The 18,303-nt window shown below is 72.4% G+C and carries 20 protein-coding genes; 11 read left to right on the forward strand and 9 right to left on the reverse strand.

Annotated features, from left to right (window positions below):
* Positions 1–58: 58 nt before the first annotated feature.
* On the forward strand, positions 59–817 hold the full coding sequence (locus AB0H75_RS04255) for an SDR family NAD(P)-dependent oxidoreductase (RefSeq protein WP_367790045.1): 759 nt from the start codon (positions 59–61) through the stop codon (positions 815–817).
* Between the two features lie 69 nt (positions 818–886).
* Positions 887–1,696: an alpha/beta fold hydrolase gene (locus tag AB0H75_RS04260; RefSeq protein WP_367790048.1), complete on the forward strand. Its 810-nt coding sequence runs from the start codon at positions 887–889 to the stop codon at positions 1,694–1,696.
* Positions 1,697–1,741: 45 nt separating this feature from the next.
* Here AB0H75_RS04260 and AB0H75_RS04265 read toward each other — a convergent pair whose 3' ends face one another.
* The 3 genes from AB0H75_RS04265 to mce all read right to left on the reverse strand — a co-directional run bounded on the left by AB0H75_RS04265 (position 1,742) and on the right by mce (position 4,907).
* Positions 1,742–2,878: an AI-2E family transporter gene (locus AB0H75_RS04265; RefSeq protein ID WP_367790051.1), complete on the reverse strand. Its 1,137-nt coding sequence runs from the start codon at positions 2,876–2,878 to the stop codon at positions 1,742–1,744.
* A 122-nt stretch (positions 2,879–3,000) separates the two neighbouring features.
* On the reverse strand, positions 3,001–4,290 hold the full coding sequence (locus AB0H75_RS04270; RefSeq protein ID WP_367790054.1) for a DivIVA domain-containing protein: 1,290 nt from the start codon (positions 4,288–4,290) through the stop codon (positions 3,001–3,003).
* A 185-nt stretch (positions 4,291–4,475) separates the two neighbouring features.
* Positions 4,476–4,907, reverse strand: coding sequence for a methylmalonyl-CoA epimerase (gene mce / locus AB0H75_RS04275; RefSeq protein ID WP_367790057.1), 432 nt, complete (start codon positions 4,905–4,907; stop codon positions 4,476–4,478).
* 85 nt (positions 4,908–4,992) lie between these two features.
* Between mce and AB0H75_RS04280 the strand changes: the two genes are divergently transcribed.
* The 4 genes from AB0H75_RS04280 (at position 4,993) to AB0H75_RS04295 (ending at position 7,949) form a co-directional block, all read left to right on the forward strand.
* Positions 4,993–6,195, forward strand: coding sequence for an acetyl-CoA C-acetyltransferase (locus AB0H75_RS04280; protein WP_367790060.1), 1,203 nt, complete (start codon positions 4,993–4,995; stop codon positions 6,193–6,195).
* A 136-nt stretch (positions 6,196–6,331) separates the two neighbouring features.
* Entirely contained in the window at positions 6,332–6,760 is a 429-nt protein-coding gene (locus AB0H75_RS04285) for a hypothetical protein (protein WP_367790064.1), read from the forward strand.
* Positions 6,754–6,981, forward strand: coding sequence for a helix-turn-helix transcriptional regulator (locus AB0H75_RS04290; RefSeq protein WP_367790067.1), 228 nt, complete (start codon positions 6,754–6,756; stop codon positions 6,979–6,981). Before AB0H75_RS04285 ends, AB0H75_RS04290 begins: the two co-directional genes overlap by 7 nt.
* Positions 6,978–7,949 (forward strand): NAD(P)-dependent alcohol dehydrogenase, encoded by a 972-nt coding sequence (locus AB0H75_RS04295; protein ID WP_367790070.1) that lies wholly within the window; start codon positions 6,978–6,980, stop codon positions 7,947–7,949. The genes AB0H75_RS04290 and AB0H75_RS04295 overlap by 4 nt, the downstream gene beginning before the upstream one ends.
* Before the next feature lie 152 nt (positions 7,950–8,101).
* Here AB0H75_RS04295 and AB0H75_RS04300 read toward each other — a convergent pair whose 3' ends face one another.
* From AB0H75_RS04300 to AB0H75_RS04310, 3 genes are all read right to left on the reverse strand, one after another.
* Positions 8,102–8,254 carry a hypothetical protein gene (locus AB0H75_RS04300; RefSeq protein ID WP_367790074.1) on the reverse strand — a complete coding sequence of 51 codons (153 nt, stop codon included), beginning with the start codon at positions 8,252–8,254 and terminating at the stop codon, positions 8,102–8,104.
* A gap of 187 nt (positions 8,255–8,441) precedes the next feature.
* Positions 8,442–9,050, reverse strand: a complete 609-nt coding sequence (locus AB0H75_RS04305; protein ID WP_367790077.1) for a DUF4230 domain-containing protein — start codon at positions 9,048–9,050, stop codon at positions 8,442–8,444.
* 400 nt (positions 9,051–9,450) lie between these two features.
* Entirely contained in the window at positions 9,451–11,208 is a 1,758-nt protein-coding gene (locus AB0H75_RS04310) for a hypothetical protein (RefSeq protein ID WP_367790080.1), read from the reverse strand.
* A gap of 231 nt (positions 11,209–11,439) precedes the next feature.
* Here AB0H75_RS04310 and AB0H75_RS04315 point away from each other — a divergent pair, with 231 nt between their 5' ends.
* The 4 genes from AB0H75_RS04315 to AB0H75_RS04330 all read left to right on the forward strand — a co-directional run bounded on the left by AB0H75_RS04315 (position 11,440) and on the right by AB0H75_RS04330 (position 15,029).
* A complete protein-coding gene (locus tag AB0H75_RS04315) occupies positions 11,440–11,991 on the forward strand; it encodes a MarR family winged helix-turn-helix transcriptional regulator (RefSeq protein WP_367790083.1) in 552 nt (183 codons plus the stop codon).
* Positions 11,975–12,913 (forward strand): tetratricopeptide repeat protein, encoded by a 939-nt coding sequence (locus tag AB0H75_RS04320; RefSeq protein ID WP_367790086.1) that lies wholly within the window; start codon positions 11,975–11,977, stop codon positions 12,911–12,913. Before AB0H75_RS04315 ends, AB0H75_RS04320 begins: the two co-directional genes overlap by 17 nt.
* A 9-nt stretch (positions 12,914–12,922) precedes the next feature.
* Positions 12,923–13,552, forward strand: a complete 630-nt coding sequence (locus tag AB0H75_RS04325; RefSeq protein ID WP_367790090.1) for an AAA family ATPase — start codon at positions 12,923–12,925, stop codon at positions 13,550–13,552.
* 67 nt (positions 13,553–13,619) lie between these two features.
* Positions 13,620–15,029, forward strand: coding sequence for an NAD-dependent malic enzyme (locus tag AB0H75_RS04330; protein WP_367790093.1), 1,410 nt, complete (start codon positions 13,620–13,622; stop codon positions 15,027–15,029).
* A 54-nt stretch (positions 15,030–15,083) separates the two neighbouring features.
* On the opposite strand, the gene AB0H75_RS04335 is transcribed toward AB0H75_RS04330, so the two are convergent.
* From AB0H75_RS04335 to AB0H75_RS04345, 3 genes are read right to left on the reverse strand one after another with little or no spacing between them, the layout of a single operon-like run.
* On the reverse strand, positions 15,084–15,578 hold the full coding sequence (locus AB0H75_RS04335) for a hypothetical protein (protein WP_367790096.1): 495 nt from the start codon (positions 15,576–15,578) through the stop codon (positions 15,084–15,086).
* 49 nt (positions 15,579–15,627) lie between these two features.
* Positions 15,628–16,689 (reverse strand): glycosyltransferase family 4 protein, encoded by a 1,062-nt coding sequence (locus AB0H75_RS04340; protein WP_367790099.1) that lies wholly within the window; start codon positions 16,687–16,689, stop codon positions 15,628–15,630.
* Between the two features lie 51 nt (positions 16,690–16,740).
* Positions 16,741–17,073: a helix-turn-helix domain-containing protein gene (locus AB0H75_RS04345; protein ID WP_367790102.1), complete on the reverse strand. Its 333-nt coding sequence runs from the start codon at positions 17,071–17,073 to the stop codon at positions 16,741–16,743.
* A 199-nt stretch (positions 17,074–17,272) separates the two neighbouring features.
* Between AB0H75_RS04345 and AB0H75_RS04350 the strand changes: the two genes are divergently transcribed.
* Positions 17,273–18,301 (forward strand): rod shape-determining protein, encoded by a 1,029-nt coding sequence (locus AB0H75_RS04350; protein WP_367790105.1) that lies wholly within the window; start codon positions 17,273–17,275, stop codon positions 18,299–18,301.
* Positions 18,302–18,303: the final 2 nt, after the last annotated feature.

Here is an 18,303-nt window from a genome sequence, read left to right on the forward strand (position 1 = left end):
CCGGCGGACACCCATAGAATCTTGTTCGGTTCGGCTGGCACGCAACGGAGGAGGCGGCGTGGGCGCGTTCGATCTCAACGGTAAGCAGGCCCTGGTCACGGGGGCGTCGAAGGGCATCGGGCGGGCCATCGCGCTCGCCTACGCCGCCGCCGGCGCCGACGTGGCCCTGGTGTCGCGGTCGGCCGACGCGCTCGCCGAGGTCGCCAAGGAGGTCGAGGCCCTGGGCCGCAGGGCCGTGGTGCTGCCCGCCGACCTCACCGACCGCGAGGCCGCCGCCGGCGCCGTGGCCGCCGCGATCGACGGGCTCGGCCACCTCGACATCGTCGTCAACAACGCGGGCGGCTCGAACTTCATGGTCGAGTTCAAGGACCTGCGGCTGTCGGGCTGGGACAAGCTCATGCGGCTCAACCTCGACTCGGCGATGGTCGTCTGCCACGCGGTCGCGCCCCACCTGCTGGAGCGGGGGAGCGGCGCGGTCATCAACGTGGCCTCGGTGGCGGCGCTCGGCGCGCCCTTCCTGGCCCCGTACGCCGCCGCCAAGGCCGGGCTGGTCGCGCTCACCAAGACGCTGGCCGTGGAGTGGGCGGGGGCCGGCGTGCGGGTCAACGCCCTGTGCCCCGGCTGGACGGCCACCGAGCTCAACCGCAACCTGTGGGAGGACGAGACCGGCGGGGCGGCCACGGTCGCCTCCGTGCCCATGCGGCGCTGGGGGACCGTGGAGGAGATGGCCCAGCCGGCGATCTTCCTGGCGAGCGAGGCGTCGGCGTACGTGACCGGGCAGGTGCTCTTCGTGGACGGCGGCGCCACCGCCATCTGAGCGGGCCGGACTCTTAACCGGTCATGTGCTTTGCGGCATATCGGCATACGACATCGTGTGCTCATGCGCGTGAACCGCGTTACCGTGGGGGCCGTGCAGCTCTACACGAGATCGGCCGGGACCGGGCTCCCGGTTGTGCTGCTTCACGCCTTCCCCCTGTCCTCGGCCATGTGGCTGGCGCAGCGGGAAGGGCTGGCCGCGATCTGCCGGGTCATCACGCCCGACCTGCGCGGCTTCGGTGGCTCCCGGCTGGGCGAGGACGACCCGTCGCTCGACCTCATGGCCGACGACGTCGCCAGGCTGCTCGACGGCGAGGGCATCGACCGGGCCGTGCTCGGCGGGCTGTCCATGGGCGGCTACGTCGCCCTGGCGTTCTGCCGCAGGCACCCCGACCGGCTGCTCGGTCTCATCCTCGCCGACACCAAGGCCGTCCCCGACCCGGCCCCGGCCCGCGACAACCGGGAGCGCATCGCGCGGGCCGTGCTGGAGCAGGGCAGCGAGGTGCTGGTCAGCGAGGTGCTGCCGGCGCTCATCGGGCCCACCACCAGGGAGCGGCGCGCCATGGTGTTCGGGCGGGTCAAGGGGCTGGTGCAGTCCGCCCCGCCGGGCGCGGTCGCCTGGGCGCAGCGTGCCATGGCGGCGCGGCCCGACTCCTCCGAGACCCTCGCCGCGCTGAAGGTCCCCCTGCTGGTCGTCGTCGGCGAGGAGGACGAGCTGACGCCGCCCGCCGAGGCCAAGGCGATGGCCGAGGCGGCGCCCGCCGGGCGGCTGGAGGTCATCCCCAAGGCCGGCCATCTCAGCGCGGTCGAGCAGCCCGAGGCGTTCAACACGGCCGTGGCCGACTTCCTGCGCACGGAGCTGGGCGCCGCGCGCAGGTGACGGCGCGGGTGACGGCGCGGGCGACGGCGCGGGTGACGGCGCCGGTCAGGCCCGGGCCTGCCGGGGGATGACCACCTCGCGGATGATCAGCGCGATGGCGGCGGCCACCGGGATCGCCAGCAGCGCGCCGACGATGCCCAGCAACGCCCCGCCGAACAGCGCGGCGATCACCGTCACGGCCGGCGTCACGTCCACCGAGCGTTTCATCACCCGGGGATAGATGAGGTAGTTCTCGATCTGCTGGTAGACGAGGAAGAAGACGGCGCAGGCGAGGCCGACCGGCACCGACTGCAGCAGCGCCACGCCCGTCACCACCACCGCGCCGATCGTGGCGCCCACCAGCGGGATCAGGTCCGTCAGCGCGACGACCAGGGCGAGGGCGAGCGCGTACCTGACGCCGGCGACGGACAGGAAGATCCAGGTCAGCACGCCCGCGATGATCGAGATGAGCACGTTGCCCGCGACGTAGCCGCCGATCCCGCTCAGGATCTCCTCGCTGATCGCGCCGGTCCGCGCGCGGCGCGAGGCCGGCACCAGCTTGAGCAGGTACGCCTTGATCGTGTGCAGCGAGCCGAGGAAGTACAGCATGAGCACCAGCAGCGTCACCGTGGTGAACACGCCGTCCAGCACCACGAGGCTCGCGCCCATGATGCCGGTGGCCAGCGCCGGGCCCATGGTGGTCGTCACGAACTGCGCGAGCCGCGGGATGATCTGGTAGTCGGCGTCGAGCTGCCTCAGCGTCGGATGGCCGCTCAGCTCGTCGAGGTAGCCGGGCACCGCCGCGACGAAGTCCGCCAGCTCCTTGCCCACCGGCGGCACGATCGCCAGCCCGAACAACACGAACGCCACGACCACCCCGGCGAACACGATCGAGATCGCGCCCCGCCTGGCCAGGCCGCGCCGCTGTAACGCCTCCACGGCCGGGTTGAGCCCGACGGCCAGGAACATCGCCACCACGACCAGGATGATGGTGCTCAGCGAGTTGACCACCATCTGCGCGATCGCGATCGCCGTCAGCACTCCCAGGCCGCCGACCAGCCCGAACAGGAACGGGCCGCGGGCGAGCGGCTTGCCCGGCAGCCCGTACGGCTGCCGCGCCCCTTCGCTCTCGGCGCCCTCGCTCCCGCTCTCTGCGGCTCTGCCTTCTGCGTCGGCGGCTTCGGTCTCGACATCTGCGGACAACGGCGAGCAACTCCCCCCAGGTGAGGCCGGAAAAGGGCCGGAAATACGAGGAGAGCCTAGCGATCAGGCGATCGCCAGGCTCTCCTCAGCCGTCATTCAACCCCCGTGCCGCCGACCCTCGTCTACTCCTGCCACCACTCCGCGTCGTCCTCGGTCCTGGCCTCGACCTTCGGCGCGGGCGCCGTGACCGGGGCCTCGACGACCGGCGAGGGCGCCGGGATCGCGGGCTTCGGCGGAGCCGCGGTGACCGCGGGCTCGGGGTCCATGCCCGGCAGGGCGGCGCCGCCGAGGAGCTGGCGGAGCTGGGCCAGGTGGCTGGTGATGCTGTCACGCTGGCGGGTCAGCTCGTCGACCTGGCGCTGCATCGCGGTGCGGGTGCGCTCGGCCTCGGTCTTGGCCTCGGTGACGATGGTCTCGGCGCTCGACTTCGCCTCGGCCACGATGGACTCGGCGCTCTTGCGGGCGTTGGCGACGAGCTGCTTGGCGTGCAGGTCGGCCTCGCGGCGGGTCTGCTCGGCCTGCTGGGTCGCCTTGGTGGCCCGCGACTCGGCGGTGGCGGCGCGCTGCTCGGCCTCGGCGACCAGCTTCTGGGTGGCGGCCTGGGCGGTGGCGTGGCGCTCGGCCTCCTGGCGCTCGGCCTCCTCGCGGCGGGAGGCGAGCTGGATCTCGAACTCCGCCTCGTCCTGGGCCCGCTTGGCCTCCGACTCCTCCAGCACCCGCTGCGCCTGCGCGCGCATCTCGTCGGCCTGCCGCTTGGCGGCGGTCAGCACCTCGTCACGCTCGCGCTTGGTCGAGGCCCTGAGCTGGGCGACCTCGCGCTCGGTGGTGGTGCGCAGCTTGGCGATCTCCCGCTCGGCGTCGGCGCGCTTCTCGGCCACCTCGTGGTCGGCGGTGGCCCGCAGCTTGGCGACCTCGCGCTCGGTGGTGTTGGTCAGCTCGTCGGCCTCGCGGCGGGCGGTGCCGCGGATCTCCTCGGCGTCCCGCTCGGCGGCCGAGCGCATCTCGTCGCTCTCACGCGTGGCCTGGGCGCGCTTCTCGGCGGCCTCGGCCTCGGCGGAGGCACGCAGGTCGGCCGCCTCGACCTTGGCGGCGGCCCGGATCTCGTTGGCCTCGGACCTGGCGGCCTGGACGAGCTCCGTGGCCTGCTCCTCGGCCAGCCGGAGCAGCTGCTCGATGCGGGCGCCGAGACCGGAGTACGTGGGGCGCTCCTGCTCCTGCAACTGGCGCTGGGAGTCGGACAGATCGCGCTGCAGGCCGGCGATCTGCTCGCGCGCCTGGCGTAGCTCCTGGTCGAGCTGCTTGAGGTGATCGTGGACCTGATGCCGGTCGTAACCACGAAGCACCACATCGAACTCGCGTGCGGGTGCGTCCTCGAAGAAGTTGTTGAGCTGGGCGTCGATGTCGGACTGCATGGAGGCTCGATCCTGGGTTGTCGAGACGGCTACACGTGCCGGACGGGGGGTTCGGGGCATCCGAGCCGAGAGCCCGGGCCTGGCGGCAGGCTCCCTGTCCGGTTGGGAGGTCCAGCGTACTCCGCCGGTGCCACCGACGAAGCCCCGTCCATGTTTCTGCGTGACTAGTTACATATGAACGTTTTTTACGATTTGCCGGGATCGGCGGCCTGGACCAATTCCGTCAACATCCCTCCCACATCCTTCGGGTGCAGGAAGGCGATCCGCGAGTTCATGGAGCCATGTCGGGGATGCTCGTCCAGCACCCTCACACCCTTCGCGCCGATCTTAGTCATGGTTTCGGTGACGTCACGTACACCGAACGCGACATGGTGGACGCCCTCACCTCGCCTGGCCAGGAATTTCCCCACGGGGGAGTCCGCGGAGAGCGGTTCGAGGAGCTGGATGTAGGAGCCGCCGCCCTCGCCGTCGGCGATGTGCAGCATGGCCTCCTTCACCCCCTGCTCCTCGTTCACCTCGCGGGCCACCACCGTGAGCTCGAACGTCTCGGAGAAGAGCCGGATCTTCTCCTCCAGGTCCTCGCAGGCGATCCCGATGTGGTCGATCCGCAGGAACATATGTGGTCTACCTCCATGGCGAGCGACGTCCTACCCGTGGGTATGGTGTCAAAGACCGGACGCGCGAGCACAGGAGGCCGTTGTCATGTCGAGTTCCGTCTCTGCTGGATCCGTCATCGTCGCCGGAGCCCGCACCCCGATCGGAAAGCTCCTCGGCGCCCTGTCCGGACTGTCGGCCGTCGAGCTGGGCGGCCTCGCGATCAAGGCCGCGCTGGAGCGCGCCCGCGTCGCGCCCGAGTCCGTCGAGTACGTGATCATGGGCCAGGTGCTCCAGGCCGGCGCCGGCCAGATCCCCTCCCGCCAGGCCGCGGTCAAGGCCGGCATCCCGATGACCGTCCCCTCCGTCACCATCAACAAGGTCTGCCTGTCCGGCCTCGACGCGATCGCGCTGGCCGACCAGCTCATCCGGGCCGGCGAGTTCGACATCGTGGTGGCCGGCGGCATGGAGTCCATGACCAACGCCCCCCACCTGCTGCCCGGCCTGCGCAAGGGCGTCAAGTACGGCGGCGCCGAGGTGGTCGACTCGATGGCCCACGACGGCCTGTTCTGCGCCTTCGACCAGTGCGCGATGGGCGAGTCCACCGAGCGCCACAACACCCGGCTCGGCATCGGCCGCGAGGAGCAGGACGCGCTGTCGGCCCGCTCCCACCAGCTCGCCGCCGCCGCCGTCAAGAACGGCGTCTTCGACGACGAGATCGTCCCGGTGGAGATCCCGCAGCGGCGCGGCGAGCCGGTGGTGGTCAAGGAGGACGAGGGCGTGCGCGGCGACACCACGGTCGAGACGCTGGCCCGGCTCCGCCCGGCCTTCGCCGCCGACGGCACGATCACGGCCGGCTCGGCCTCCCAGATCTCCGACGGCGCCTGCGCGGTGGTCGTCATGTCCAGGGCCAAGGCCGAGGAGCTGGGCCTGGAGTGGCTGGCCGAGATCGGCCGGCACGGCAACGTGGCCGGGCCCGACGCCTCGCTGCAGTCCCAGCCGGCCAACGCGATCAAGCAGGCCATGGCCAAGCAGGGCGTCAGCGCCGCCGACCTCGACCTGGTCGAGATCAACGAGGCGTTCGCCAGCGTCGTGCTCCAGTCGGCCAAGGAGCTGGGCGTGCCGCTGGACAAGGTCAACGTCAACGGCGGCGGCATCGCGCTCGGGCACCCGATCGGGGCGTCCGGGGCGCGGATCGTGCTGACCCTCGCCCACGAGCTCAAGCGCCGGGGCGGCGGGCTCGGGGCGGCCGGGCTGTGCGGCGGCGGCGGCCAGGGCGACGCCCTGCTCATCAGCGTGCCGAAGTCCTGACGCCTTCACCTGATCTTCTACTCGACGCCGCCGGCGAGCCTCGCCGGCGGCGTTCTCGTGTCCGCCCGATGACGCCACGACCTGGGCGATGTAAAAAATTCTAGACACGATGTCTATGTCGTTTTACATTCGGGGCATGGCATCCGAAGAGAAACGCGCCTGGATCATGGTGGTGGTCTCGATCGCCGCGTACGGGATCTACCTCGCCACGATCCTCGGCCGGGCGCGCGCCCGGCCGCTCGCCGAGGTGCCGTACGTGGCGCCGCTGCTGTGGAGCGTCGGCGGGGCGTGCGCCGCCTCGATCGTGCTGTTCATCGCGGCCGGGCTCGTCTCGCCCGCCGACCTCGGCAAGAAGGACCGGCGCGACCGCGAGATCCACCGGTACGGCGAGTACGCCGGGCAGTGGTTCCTCGTCGCCGGCGCGCTGGCGGCGCTGGTCATGGCGATGGCCGAGCTCCCGCACTTCTGGATCGCCAACGTGCTCTACCTGGGGTTCGTGCTGTCGGCCGTCCTCGGGTCCACTCTCAAGATCGTCGCCTACCGGCGGGGGCTGCCGGGATGGTGAAGCCCACGAGGGTCACCAACGTCATCCGGGCGCTGCGGTTCGCCCACGGCGAGATGACCCAGGCGGAGCTGGCCGAGCGGATCGGCGTCACCCGGCAGACGATCATCGCCATCGAGCAGGGCCGGTACTCGCCGTCCCTGGAGATGGCCTTCCAGATCGCGCGGGTCTTCGGAGCCCCGCTCGACGACGTGTTCCAGTACCCGGACGGAGACCCCCGATGAAAGCGATCATCCGGCAGGCGTACGGCCCGGCCGACGTCCTCGGCCTCGCCGACGTGGACGAGCCCGTGCCCGGCGACGACGAGGTGCTGTTACGGGTCCGCGCGGCGGGCGTGGACCCCGGCGTCTGGCACGTGCTGACCGGCCTGCCCTACCTCATGCGGCTCGGCACCGGCCTGCGCGGCCCCAGGACGCCCTGGCTCGGCACCGACGTGGCGGGGGAGGTCAGGGCCGTCGGGGCGGGCGTCACCGCGTACAAGCCGGGGGACCGGGTCTTCGGCACCTGCGGGGCGGCCTACGCCGAGTACGCCCGCGCCCGCGCGGACCGGCTCGCGCCGATCCCGGCGAACCTGTCGTACGAGCAGGCCGCCGCCGTGCCCACCTCGGGCATGACCGCCCTGCGGGCGCTGCGTGACGCCGGGCGGGTGCGGCGGGGGCAGCGGGTGCTGGTCATCGGCGCGGGCGGCGGCGTGGGGACGTTCGCGGTGCAGCTCGCCAAGGCGTTCGGCGCGCACGTGACCGGCGTGTGCGGCGGAGCGAAGGCGGAGCTCGTCCGCTCGATCGGCGCCGACGACGTCGTGGACTACACCCGCGAGGACTTCGCGGACGGCGACCGTCCCCGCTACGACCTCATCCTGGACGCGGCCGGCCTGCGCCCGCTGTCCCACCTGCGCAGGGCGCTCACGCCGCGCGGGACCTTCGTCATCGTGGGCGGGGAGGGCGGCGGCCGGTGGCTGGCGGGGCTGGACCGGCAGCTACGGGCGGCCCTGCTGGGGCCGTTCACCCGGCAGCGGCCCCGGGTGGTCTTCGCCTTCCCCCGCGAGGCGGACCTGCGGACGCTGGCCGAGCTGGCCGGGGACGGGCGGATCGCGCCCGTCGTGAGCGGGACGTACCCGCTGGAGCGGGTGCCCGAGGCGATCCGCGAGCTGGAGAAGGGCCACGCGCGCGGCAAGCTCGTCATCACCCTCTGAACGGCGCGATGCCCCGGTCCAACCAGGAAAGGACCGGGGCTTCGCGGTTGTCTGCCCGGTGCCGATACCCAGGAACACGGCTCCGGGCGCCCCCTACGGGGGCTGTTCAGCCCGGCCGCGAGGGAGGCGGCGGCCGGGCTGCTTGTGGGCGGTCATGAGGCGATGAGGCGGGCGAGGACCGAGCGGTGACGGCGCTCGGACCGGTTGCCCTTCCGCGCCTCCCGGACGCGCCGCTGGTCGGCGGCCGCGCGGCGGAGCTCGGCGGCGTGGTGCTGCATGATGCTGTATTCGAGTTCGGCGTTCATGTCGAGTGCTCTCCGTAGGCGTTGCGGTGTTGCCTGGTGTCTGCACTCTCTAGGTTGCTTCTAAGGCCCTTCCTGGCACATCGGGCTTATGCCTTATCTCTGGGCGTACGAGGCGTAGGCAGGTACTTAGGTCGTACGACGCAGGGGTCCTAGGACGGGTGCGCGGGAGCCCGGGCACCCGTCCTGATCAGGGCTCGTCGGTGAACTTGACGGTCACCTTCGTGAAGCCGAGCGACTTGAGCAGGCCCGTCATCATCGCCTTGGTGTTGGCGTCCGCGCGGGCCCGCAGGTCGCTCGCCACGGCCGCCTCGCTGATCTTCTTCTCCGCGAGCAGGTACAGCTCGCGCTGGTCGCCGGGGGAGCCCGACAGGAAGTCCGAGACGCGGTCGAACAGGCCGCGCTGCTGGGCGAAGACGTACGAGCGGCTGTTGTCCAGGTTCGGCTTCTCCAGCTGGGCGTGCGGGAGGCGGACGGTCGCCTGCGTGCGGTCCTGCGAGACCGTCACCGCGTCCTTGGCGATCGCGGAGAAGTCGACGTAGGCGTCCACGCCGCCCGCGCCGACGAACAGCGTCCTGGTGCCCTTGATCGCGTCGGGCAGGAAGTTGGCGTCCTTCTCCAGGTCCACGACCACCTGGAAAGTGCCGGTCGCGGCCTCGAAGCGGCTCATGTCCTTGATGGACTGCAGCAGGACCGGCTGGCTGCGGTCGATGGTCCGCTCGCCCGTGGGGTCGAGCCAGGTCCAGGCCAGGCGGCCGGCCACCGCCAGCAGGGCGACCAGGACCAGTAAACCCACCACATATCGCCACCTGCGGCGCCGGCCCGGGACGACCTCGGGCGGCGACGTACGGGAAGTCGTCATGGTGGCATGACTACCCGGTGAGCGATCATCAGTGCCAGCCCCAGGGTGACATCTCCGATCCCGCCCGCCCGCCCTCATCCCATGCACCACCCGCCGTCCCGCTCCGTTTCGCCCACTCGACCTGCTCTGCCCGGTTCGCCCGCTCGGCTCCACGCCCGGGGACGGCCGGACGGCTCCTCCGCGACCGGCCCGAGGAACGTGACACCACCCGGCGGACGCTCGCGGACCGGCCGGCCGGACGGCGGTGCCGTGCGGCATGCGGTGCAGCGCAGTGCAGTGTCGTGTCGTGGACGGGCGGGGGAGTCGCCGGTCCGGGGCCGGTGCGGACTCGCGGGGCTCAGTGCCTGTTCGCGACCGTGGTGCCGGTGCCCGGCTGCGTGCCGGTGGTGTTCGGGAGGCCCCTGTCTCGGCCGGTGGTGTTCCGGTGGCCTGTGTCCTGGCCAGGGTTGTGGGAGCGGTCCCTGCTCGGAACGCCGGTGGTGTGGGGGTTGCCGTGGGAGGCCCAGGTCGCGGCTCCAGGGGTGCCGTGTTGCGGGATCCGGCGCGGTGTGGTGGTGCCGTAGGCCGGGGGGTGGGGTGGTGCGGAGGTGTCGCCGACCGTGGTCCAGGGGCGCGGGTCGGCGACGACCCAGCCCGGGGCGGCGTGCGGGGTGTAGCCCACGGCGGGGCCGGGGCCGGGGCTGGTGCCGGGCGGGCCCGGGACGCCCGGGACGTCCGGAGCGCCTGGCATGCCCGGCACCGCCGGCGGGCCGTCCGGCGCGGCGGGTGGCGCGGCCGGGGTGCCCGCCGGATCCGGGTACACCGGGTAGACGTGACTGGACTCCGGCGTCGGCTGCACCGTCTGCGGCACGAGCTGCGGCCGGACCGGGCCGCCGCCGAAGTGGATGCCCGACAGCCGGCAGTTCTGGAAGTCGTTGTAGAACATGCGCAGCCACTCCCGCCGCTGGTACTCGCCGAGCGAGGCGAACCACGACGCCGCGTACTGGTGCTCGGCCAGCGGCCCGCCGGGCAGCGGCTCGCCGCGCAGCCAGGCCATGACGATCGAGCGGTAGCCGTCGGCCGCCGTGCCGGGGCAGCGGCTGGCCAGCGACTCGATGTACTCGTGCGCCGCCTTCTCCGCGAACCCGGCCGACAGGTCGGGGACGTGGATCGGCGCGAGCCCGTTGGACGGCCGCAGCTCGTCGCCGAGCGGCCGCTGCTCCACCCGGGTGAACGCCGCGGGCGTCCCGGCCAGCCGCAGGGCGACCTGCGTGAACGCCGCCCCCAGCTCGGTCAGCCCCGCCCGCATCCCCGGGTGCACGCACACCGTGATCGGCCAGTCCTGGCAGGCGTAGGTGATGTCCTGGGCGGCCACCGGCCGGGTCTGGGCCAGCACCCGCGAGATCCCCATCCCCGCCGCCAGCACCGCCAGCAGCGCGCACGCCAGCACCAGCGCCTGCCGGGTGACCAGCGCCGCCCAGCCCAGCAGCAGCGTCGCGGTGAGCCCGAGCAGCCAGATCGTCTGGTCGAAGAACGCGGTCGCGCTCAGCCCCTGGAACAGGTCGTACGGCTCGCCGGTGCCGGGCGCCAGCTTGTCGGCCCAGCCGCGGTCGTCGGCCAGCCACGAGAACGCCACGTAGCAGGCCAGCCCGGCCAGCGGCGGCGTGACCGCCTTCGGCAGCACCCAGCCGGCCACCCACCCGATGACGGAGTAGAGGGCCAGCCCCGCCATGCCCATGCCCAGCCCGGGCAGGCTCAGCCGGCCCGCCTGGTCGGTGAGCACGGTCTTGACCGCCAGCACCAGCACCGTCGCGCCGAACGAGCCCAGCACCACCATCACGATCGCCAGCGGCGCCTTGAGCGCCCGCCACGTGCTGAGCGAGCGGCCGCGCAGCGCCCGGCGCTTGCGCAGCGCCACCCAGGCGGCGAAGGCCGCCGCCACGGGCCCGGTCAGCCGGAGCGAGCCGATGACCGCGGCCACGATGTTCTCCCAGGCGTCCACGCCGGGTATCAGGACGTTCCACGCCGCGACCAGGCCGACAGCGAGCAGCACGGCCACCGTGACGGCCGCGCTCTGCTTCAGCTCCTCCCGTGAAACGCCCGCGTGCTCACGCACCCGTTACCCCGTTGACGTCGTCCATCAAGCACCCCCCGTGCCCTTCGGCAAGACGGAAGCCGGGTGTCCGGCCGGTCCCCACAGGCTGATGGACTTGGCTTCCGCGTCACCATACGTACGAGAACCATAACTGAGCGTGATGATTGACGTCCGGATTCTTGGTCAAGGAGGCGCGCCTGTCGCTCCAGATCGCCCGGCGAACCGGGACGAGCGGCGCGCTAACGTAGCTGCGTGTCGCAGCCGAAGCCGCTCAACCTGCCGTTCGATCCGATCGACCGCGCCGCGGAGAGCTGGCGCGCCCGATTCGGCCCCTCCGCCGCGATGGCGGCCGTGACCTCGATCATGAGAGCGCACCAGATCCTGCTGTCACAGCTCGACGCGCTGCTCAAGCCGTACGGGCTGACCTTCGCCCGCTACGAGGGGCTGGTCCTGCTGACCTTCAGCCGGACCGGCGCGCTGCCGCTGTCGAAGATCGGCGAGCGGCTCATGGTCCACCCCACCAGCGTCACCAACACCGTGGACCGGCTGGAGAAGTCGGGCTACGTCCGGCGGCTGCCCAACCCGCGCGACGGCCGGGGCGTGCTGGCCGAGATCACCGAGGCCGGTCGCGATGTCGTCCGCCACGCCACCCGCGACCTCATGGCCGCCGAGTTCGGCCTGGGGATGTACGCCGAGGACGAACTCCACGCCATGTTCGACCAGTTGCGCACGTTGAGGGTCGCGGCGGGTGACTTCGACGGCTCGTCGATGCGGCAAGATGAAGGGCATGGCGGACTTCTCTAGGCCCGGGTCGCTCTACGGGGCGATCGATCTGGGCGCTCGCAAGCAGGCACTGGAGGCGCAGGCCCGGCGGGAGGCCGCAGGTCCCCAGGCCGCGTCGGCCTCGGCCACGGTCGTGGAGGTGACCGAGGAGACGTTCACGACCGACGTCGTCGACCGCTCCATGCAGGTGCCGGTCGTCCTCGACCTCTGGTCCCCCCGGGCGCCGGCCGGCGCGCAGCTCGGGCCGGTGCTGGAGAAGGTGGTCGGCGACCTCGGCGGCCGGGCCGTCCTGGCCAGGGTCAACGTCGACACCAGCCCGCAGATCGCGGCGGCGCTGCGCGTGCAGGCGGTCCCGACCGTGCTGGCGATCTTCCAGGGGCAGGCCGTCACCGGCTTCCAGCAGGTGCTGCCCGAGCAGGAGGTGCGCCGCTGGCTCGACGAGCTGATGGCCGCCGTCGAGCAGTTCTACCAGGCCAACCCCGACGCCCGGCCGCAGGTGGAGGGCGAGCAGGAGGGCCCGGCGGGCCCGCCCGGCGACCCCGACCTGGTCGCGGCCGAGCAGGCCGTCGAGCGCGGCGACCTCGACGCGGCGGCGGAGTCCTACCAGCGGCTGCTGGCCCGCGCCCCCGGCAACGAGGACGCCAAGATGGGCCTGGCCGGCGTCACCCTGATCAAGCGCACGGAAGGCGTCGACCCTGCCGACGTCCAGCGCCGCCTGCAGGACCCCGCCGACCTCGACGCCCAGCTCCTCGCCGCCGACCTGGAGATGTTGTCCGGTGCCGTCGACGAGGCGTTCAACCGCGTCATCGCGGTGGTCAAGCGCACCTCCGGCGACGAGCGCGACAAGGCCAGGCGTCACCTGCTCGGCCTGTTCGACACCTTGCCGGGTGATGACCCTTCTCTGGCCAAGGCGCGCAGGGCTCTGGCGAGCGCCCTGTTCTAACCTGGCCCTATGCGGGTCGTCACGATCTCGGCGACGTACGGCACGGCCGGTGGCCGGATAGGCCCGGCCGTGGCCGAGCGTCTGGGCGTGCCGTTCGTCGACCGCGCCATCCCGAGCGCGGTCGCCCAGGAGCTCGGCTGCACGCTGGAGGAGGCGCTGGCCCACGACGACCGCGCCGAGCGCGGGCTCGGCCGGCTGCTGTCGGGGGCGGTGCGGCTGCCCACCGTGACGTTCGGCGGCGTCGACATGTACGTCCCCGGCCCGGTGCCGCTCGCCCCCGAGGAGTTCGTGCGCCGCACCGAGCGCGTGATGCGCGAGACCGCCCGCGGGCAGGGCGGCGTCTTCCTGGGCCGGGCCGGGGCCGTGGTGCTCGCCGGCCACCGCGGCGCCCTGCACGTCCGGCTCGACGCCCCGGTCGAGCGCCGGGTCCGCCAGACGGTCACGCTCGCCGGCATGGGCGAGCGCGAGGCCCGGGAGGTCATCGACGACAACGACCGCGCCCGCGTGGCCTACTGGCGCCACTTCTACCGGGCCGACCCGGCCGATCCCGGCCACTACCACCTCGCCGCCGACAGCACGACGATCCCCGTCCAGGCCGTCGTGGAGCTGATCGTCCTGGCCGCCGCCGCGCTCGATTGACCCAAGGCTGACCCAAAGCCCCCTAACATGGGAGGACTTCTTGGTCAGTCCCGAAGGAGCGATTGACGTGGCCACCGTCCCGAGTGTGTCGTACTCCATCACCGTGCGTCTTGAGGTGCCGGCCGGCGGCAAGGCCGTCAGCCAGCTCACCCACGCCGTAGAGTCGGCCGGAGGCGTGGTGACCGCTCTCGACGTCACCAACGCCGGCCACGAGAAGCTCCGCATCGACGTCACCTGCGCCGCCCGCGACACCGACCACGCCCAGGCCATCGTCGACCAGCTGGAGGCGGTCGAGGGCGTCGTCATCCACAAGGTGTCCGACCGCACGTTCCTCATGCACCTCGGCGGCAAGATCGAGATGAAGTCGAAGGTGCCGCTGCGCAACCGCGACGAGCTGTCGATGGCCTACACGCCGGGCGTGGCGCGCGTGTCGATGGCGATCGCGCGCAACAAGGAGGACGCGCGCCGGCTGACCATCAAGCGCAACTCCGTGGCGGTCGTCACCGACGGCTCGGCCGTGCTGGGGCTGGGCAACATCGGCCCCGAGGCGGCGCTGCCGGTGATGGAGGGCAAGGCGGCGCTGTTCAAGCGCTTCGCCGGCATCGACGCCTGGCCGATCTGCCTGGACACCCAGGACGTCGACGAGATCGTGCGCACCGTGCAGGTCATCGCGCCGGGCTTCGGCGGCATCAACCTTGAGGACATCGGCGCGCCGCGCTGCTTCGAGGTGGAGCGGCGGCTGCGCGAGCTGCTCGACATCCCGGTCTTCCACGACGACCAGCACGGCACCGCGATCTGCGTGCTGGCGGCGCTCCAGAACGCGCTGCGGGTCGTCGACAAGAGCCTGGCGAACGTCAAGATCACGATGGCGGGCGCTGGCGCGGCCGGCAACGCCGTGCTGCGGCTGCTGCTCGCGGCCGGGGCGCGCAACGTCATCGTCTGCGACTACCTCGGGGCCGTGCACAAGGGGCGCGACGACCTCGACGACTCGCTGCGCTGGATCGCCGAGCACACCAACGCCGAGGGCTACTCCGGCGACCTGCGCGGCGCGCTCAAGGGGGCCGACGTCTTCGTGGGGGTGTCCGCGCCGGGCATCCTGACCGGCGACGACATCGCGACCATGGCCAAGGACGCCGTGGTGTTCGCGCTGGCCAACCCGGAGCCGGAGGTGTCGCCGGACGACGCCCGCGAGCACGCCACCGTGGTCGCCACCGGCCGCTCCGACTACCCCAACCAGATCAACAACGTGCTGGCCTTCCCCGGCGTGTTCCGCGGGCTGCTCGACGCGCAGGCCGCCGGGGTGACGCAGGAGATGCTGCTGGCGGCGGCCGGGGCGCTGGCCGCCGTGGTGACGCCGGAGGAGCTGGGGCCCAACTACATCATCCCCAGCGTCTTCCACCCGGACGTGGCGGGCGCGGTGGCGGCGGCCGTCCGCGAGTCCGCCGGCGGCCGCGCCCGCGGCTTCACCGAGGCGTAACCCCGCCGCCGGGCCGGGCCGTGGCCCCCGCGCCCCGCGCCCCCGCTCGCCGGGTTACGTGGCGACGGGGTGGGTGAGGGCGGGCATGAGGCGGTAGGACTCCTGGAAGACCAGGTTGTGGGCGTCGCCGGCGGCGATGACCCGGAGCGTGTCGAGCTGCGCCTCGGCGTCGGCGCTGTCGAAGACGTTCATCGGCCAGTCGCCCACCGTGTTCCCGCGCAGGTGCGGGTGGTGGAAGCCGGCGCCGTAGTGGGCGACGACGGCGACGGGCTGCACCTGGGCGGCCCGCTGCTCCGGCCAGGTCAGCGACCACATGGCGTTCAGCCCGCCCTCCTTGGAGCGGGTGAGGCCGCTGGCCACCACCTCACCCGTCCCGAGCAGCAGGTCGGCGTTGAACTCCGCCAGCGCCCGCCGCGCCACCGGGTCGAGCAGCTCGACCGCGGTGGCGAAGAGGCGCTCCTTGTCCTCCCGCGAGGTGGCCCGGCCGTGGACGCCGTCGCGCAGGTCGCGGAAGTGGCGGATCAGGGCTTCGTTCATGGGCGTGCGCATGGGCACCCCCTGCCCCGGCGGAGGGCCGTGGCACCTCCGCCCGCGGGGATCAGGCGGCCACGGGCGTGGGGCGGCGGTCGCCGGCGAGCCGCTCGTAGATCTTCTCGTAGCCGCGGGCCATGCTGATGGCGTCGAAGTGGCGGTTGACGTGCGCGCGGCAGTCGGCCGGGGTGAGCGAGCCGGCCGCCTCGATGGCCGCGGGCAGCTCGTCGGGACGGTCGCAGACGACACCGGTGACACCCGGCCGCACGACCTCGGGCACCGAGCCGCGCCGCAGCGCGACGACCGGGGTGCCGCAGGCCATGGCCTCGATCATGACCATGCCGAACGGCTCCTCCCACTGGATGGGGAACAGCAGGCAGCGGGCGTCGGCCAGCAGCCGGCGCTTGGCGGCGCCGTCGGCCTCGCCCACGTAGACGGCGTCCTCGCCGAGGCGCGGCCTGATGTGGCTGTCGAAGTACTCGTGCTCGGCGGGCTCGATGAGCTTGCCGGCCAGCAGGATGCGGCGGCCCGCGGCGCGGGCGGCGTCGATGGCCAGGTGGGCGCCCTTGTCGGGGCTGAAGCGGCCGAGGAAGAGCGTGTAGCCCTCCTTGCGCTCCTTGAAGGGGAAGGTGGTCACGTCGATGGCGTTGTGGACGGTGCCCGCCCAGGTGAGGTCGGGGGCGAGCAGGCGCTGCGCGGTGGAGATGGAGACCAGGCCGACCGAGTCGCCGAGCAGCCGGTAGTACTCGCCCATCTCGCCGTGGGCCGGGCCGTGCACGGTCACCACGGTCGGCACGGACCGGCCGGCGGCGGTGAGCGGCCCGGCGAGCGAGTGGTCGTGGACGACGTCCACGTCCAGGTCCGCCAGCAGCCGGTTGGCGGAGGCGGCGTGGACCACCTCGGGCATGGCCTCGCCGAGCCGGTCGGAGGGCGGCTTGGGGTAGGTGGCCAGGAAGCGTGCGGGTGTGCCGGACCGGCCCGCGCCGATCAGGGTGACCTGGTGGCCGAGCTTGGTCAGGGCCCGGACCAGGTCGTTGAGCACAGCCTCGATACCGCCGTACGCGCGGGGTGGCACCTCGAACCAGGGCGGCGCCACCATCGCGATGTGCAGCCGGGACCGTACGGACATAAAGGGATCACCTCCGTGTGGGATGTCGGGGCAGGCGGGCGCCGCACGGCGTCAGGAGCCGTCAGGCCGGTGCTCCCGCTGCTCCAGGCGGGCGTGGGCGGCGGCCAGCTCCCCGCGCAGCCGTTCCAGCTCGCGTTCGAGCTCCAGGATGCGGCGGATCGCGATGAGCGTCATGCCCTCGTCGGCCATGCGCGTGACGTGCCGCACGGTCATGATGTCGCGGCGGGAGTAGCGCCGCTGGCCGCCCTCCGAGCGGCTGGGCGTGACCACCTCGTGCTGGTCGAGCCGGCGCAGGTAGGCCTGCTGCACGTTGAGCATCTCCGCGACCTGGCCCATGGAGTAGAGCGGGGCGTGCTCGTCGTCGAACGGCAAGTCGGACATCATGGCCCTCTTGGGGTACGGGGGCGGGCACACCGGCCCGGCCCCCGGAAAACCTCTAACCGGGATGGCACCTTAGCTACGACCATGCCTCGATGCAACTCCGCTTTAGCCAAAGCTCCGTGCTGGGCTTGCGGAAATCTGTAAGCGCAGTTATAAGTTTTCTTGATCCCGGCGTAGAGATCGAGTCCTGGAGTGGGGGGACATGTCTGTGCTGGATTTCCTCGGCCGTGACATGGCTGTCGACCTCGGCACGGCCAACACGCTCGTGTACGTCCGCAACAAGGGCGTGGTCCTGGACGAGCCCTCCGTCGTGGCGGTGAACACCAGGACCGACAAGATCGTCGCGGTCGGCGCCGAGGCCAAGCAGATGATCGGCCGCACCCCCGGCCACATCGTGGCCATCCGCCCGCTGGCCGACGGCGTCATCACCCAGCTCGAAGCGGCCGAGCAGATGTTGCGCTACTTCATCCAGAAGGTGCACCGCCGCCGCTACTTCACCCAGCCGCGCCTGGTCGTGGCCATCCCCAGCGGCTGCACCGGCGTGGAGCAGCGCGCGGTCAAGGAGGCCGGCTACCAGGCGGGGGCGCGCAAGGTCTCCATCATCGAGGAGCCGATGGCGGCCGCCATCGGGGCGGGGCTGCCGGTCCACGAGGCGGTCGGCAGCATGGTCGTCGACATCGGCGGCGGCACCACCGAGGTGGCGGTGATCTCGCTCGGCGGCATCGTCACCGCCCGCTCGCTGCGGGTGGGCGGCGACGAGCTGGACGAGGCGATCATCTCGTACGTCAAGAAGGAGCACTCGCTGCTGCTCGGCGAGCGCACGGCCGAGGAGATCAAGATCGAGCTGGGCTTCGCCTGGCCGCAGGAGGACGAGCCCAAGGCCGAGATCCGCGGCCGCGACCTCATCAGCGGCCTGCCGCGCACGGTCATGATCTCGGCCGAGGAGGTGCGCGAGGCCATCGAGGAGCCCGTGAACGCCATCATCGACGCCGTGCAGACCGCGCTCGACCAGTGCCCGCCCGAGCTGGCCGGCGACCTGGTGCGCACCGGCATCACACTGACCGGCGGCGGCGCGCTGCTGCGCGGGCTGGACCGGCGGCTGGCCCAGGCGACCGGCATGCCCATCAGGACGGTCGAGAGCCCCCTCCACTCCGTGGTGCTCGGATCGGGGCGCTGCGTGGAGGAGTTCGACCGCCTGCGGGGCGTGCTGATGCCCGAGCCGCGGCGGTGAGA

The organism is Nonomuraea sp. NPDC050783, assembly GCF_040802095.1.
In the GTDB taxonomy this organism is placed as follows: domain Bacteria; phylum Actinomycetota; class Actinomycetes; order Streptosporangiales; family Streptosporangiaceae; genus Nonomuraea.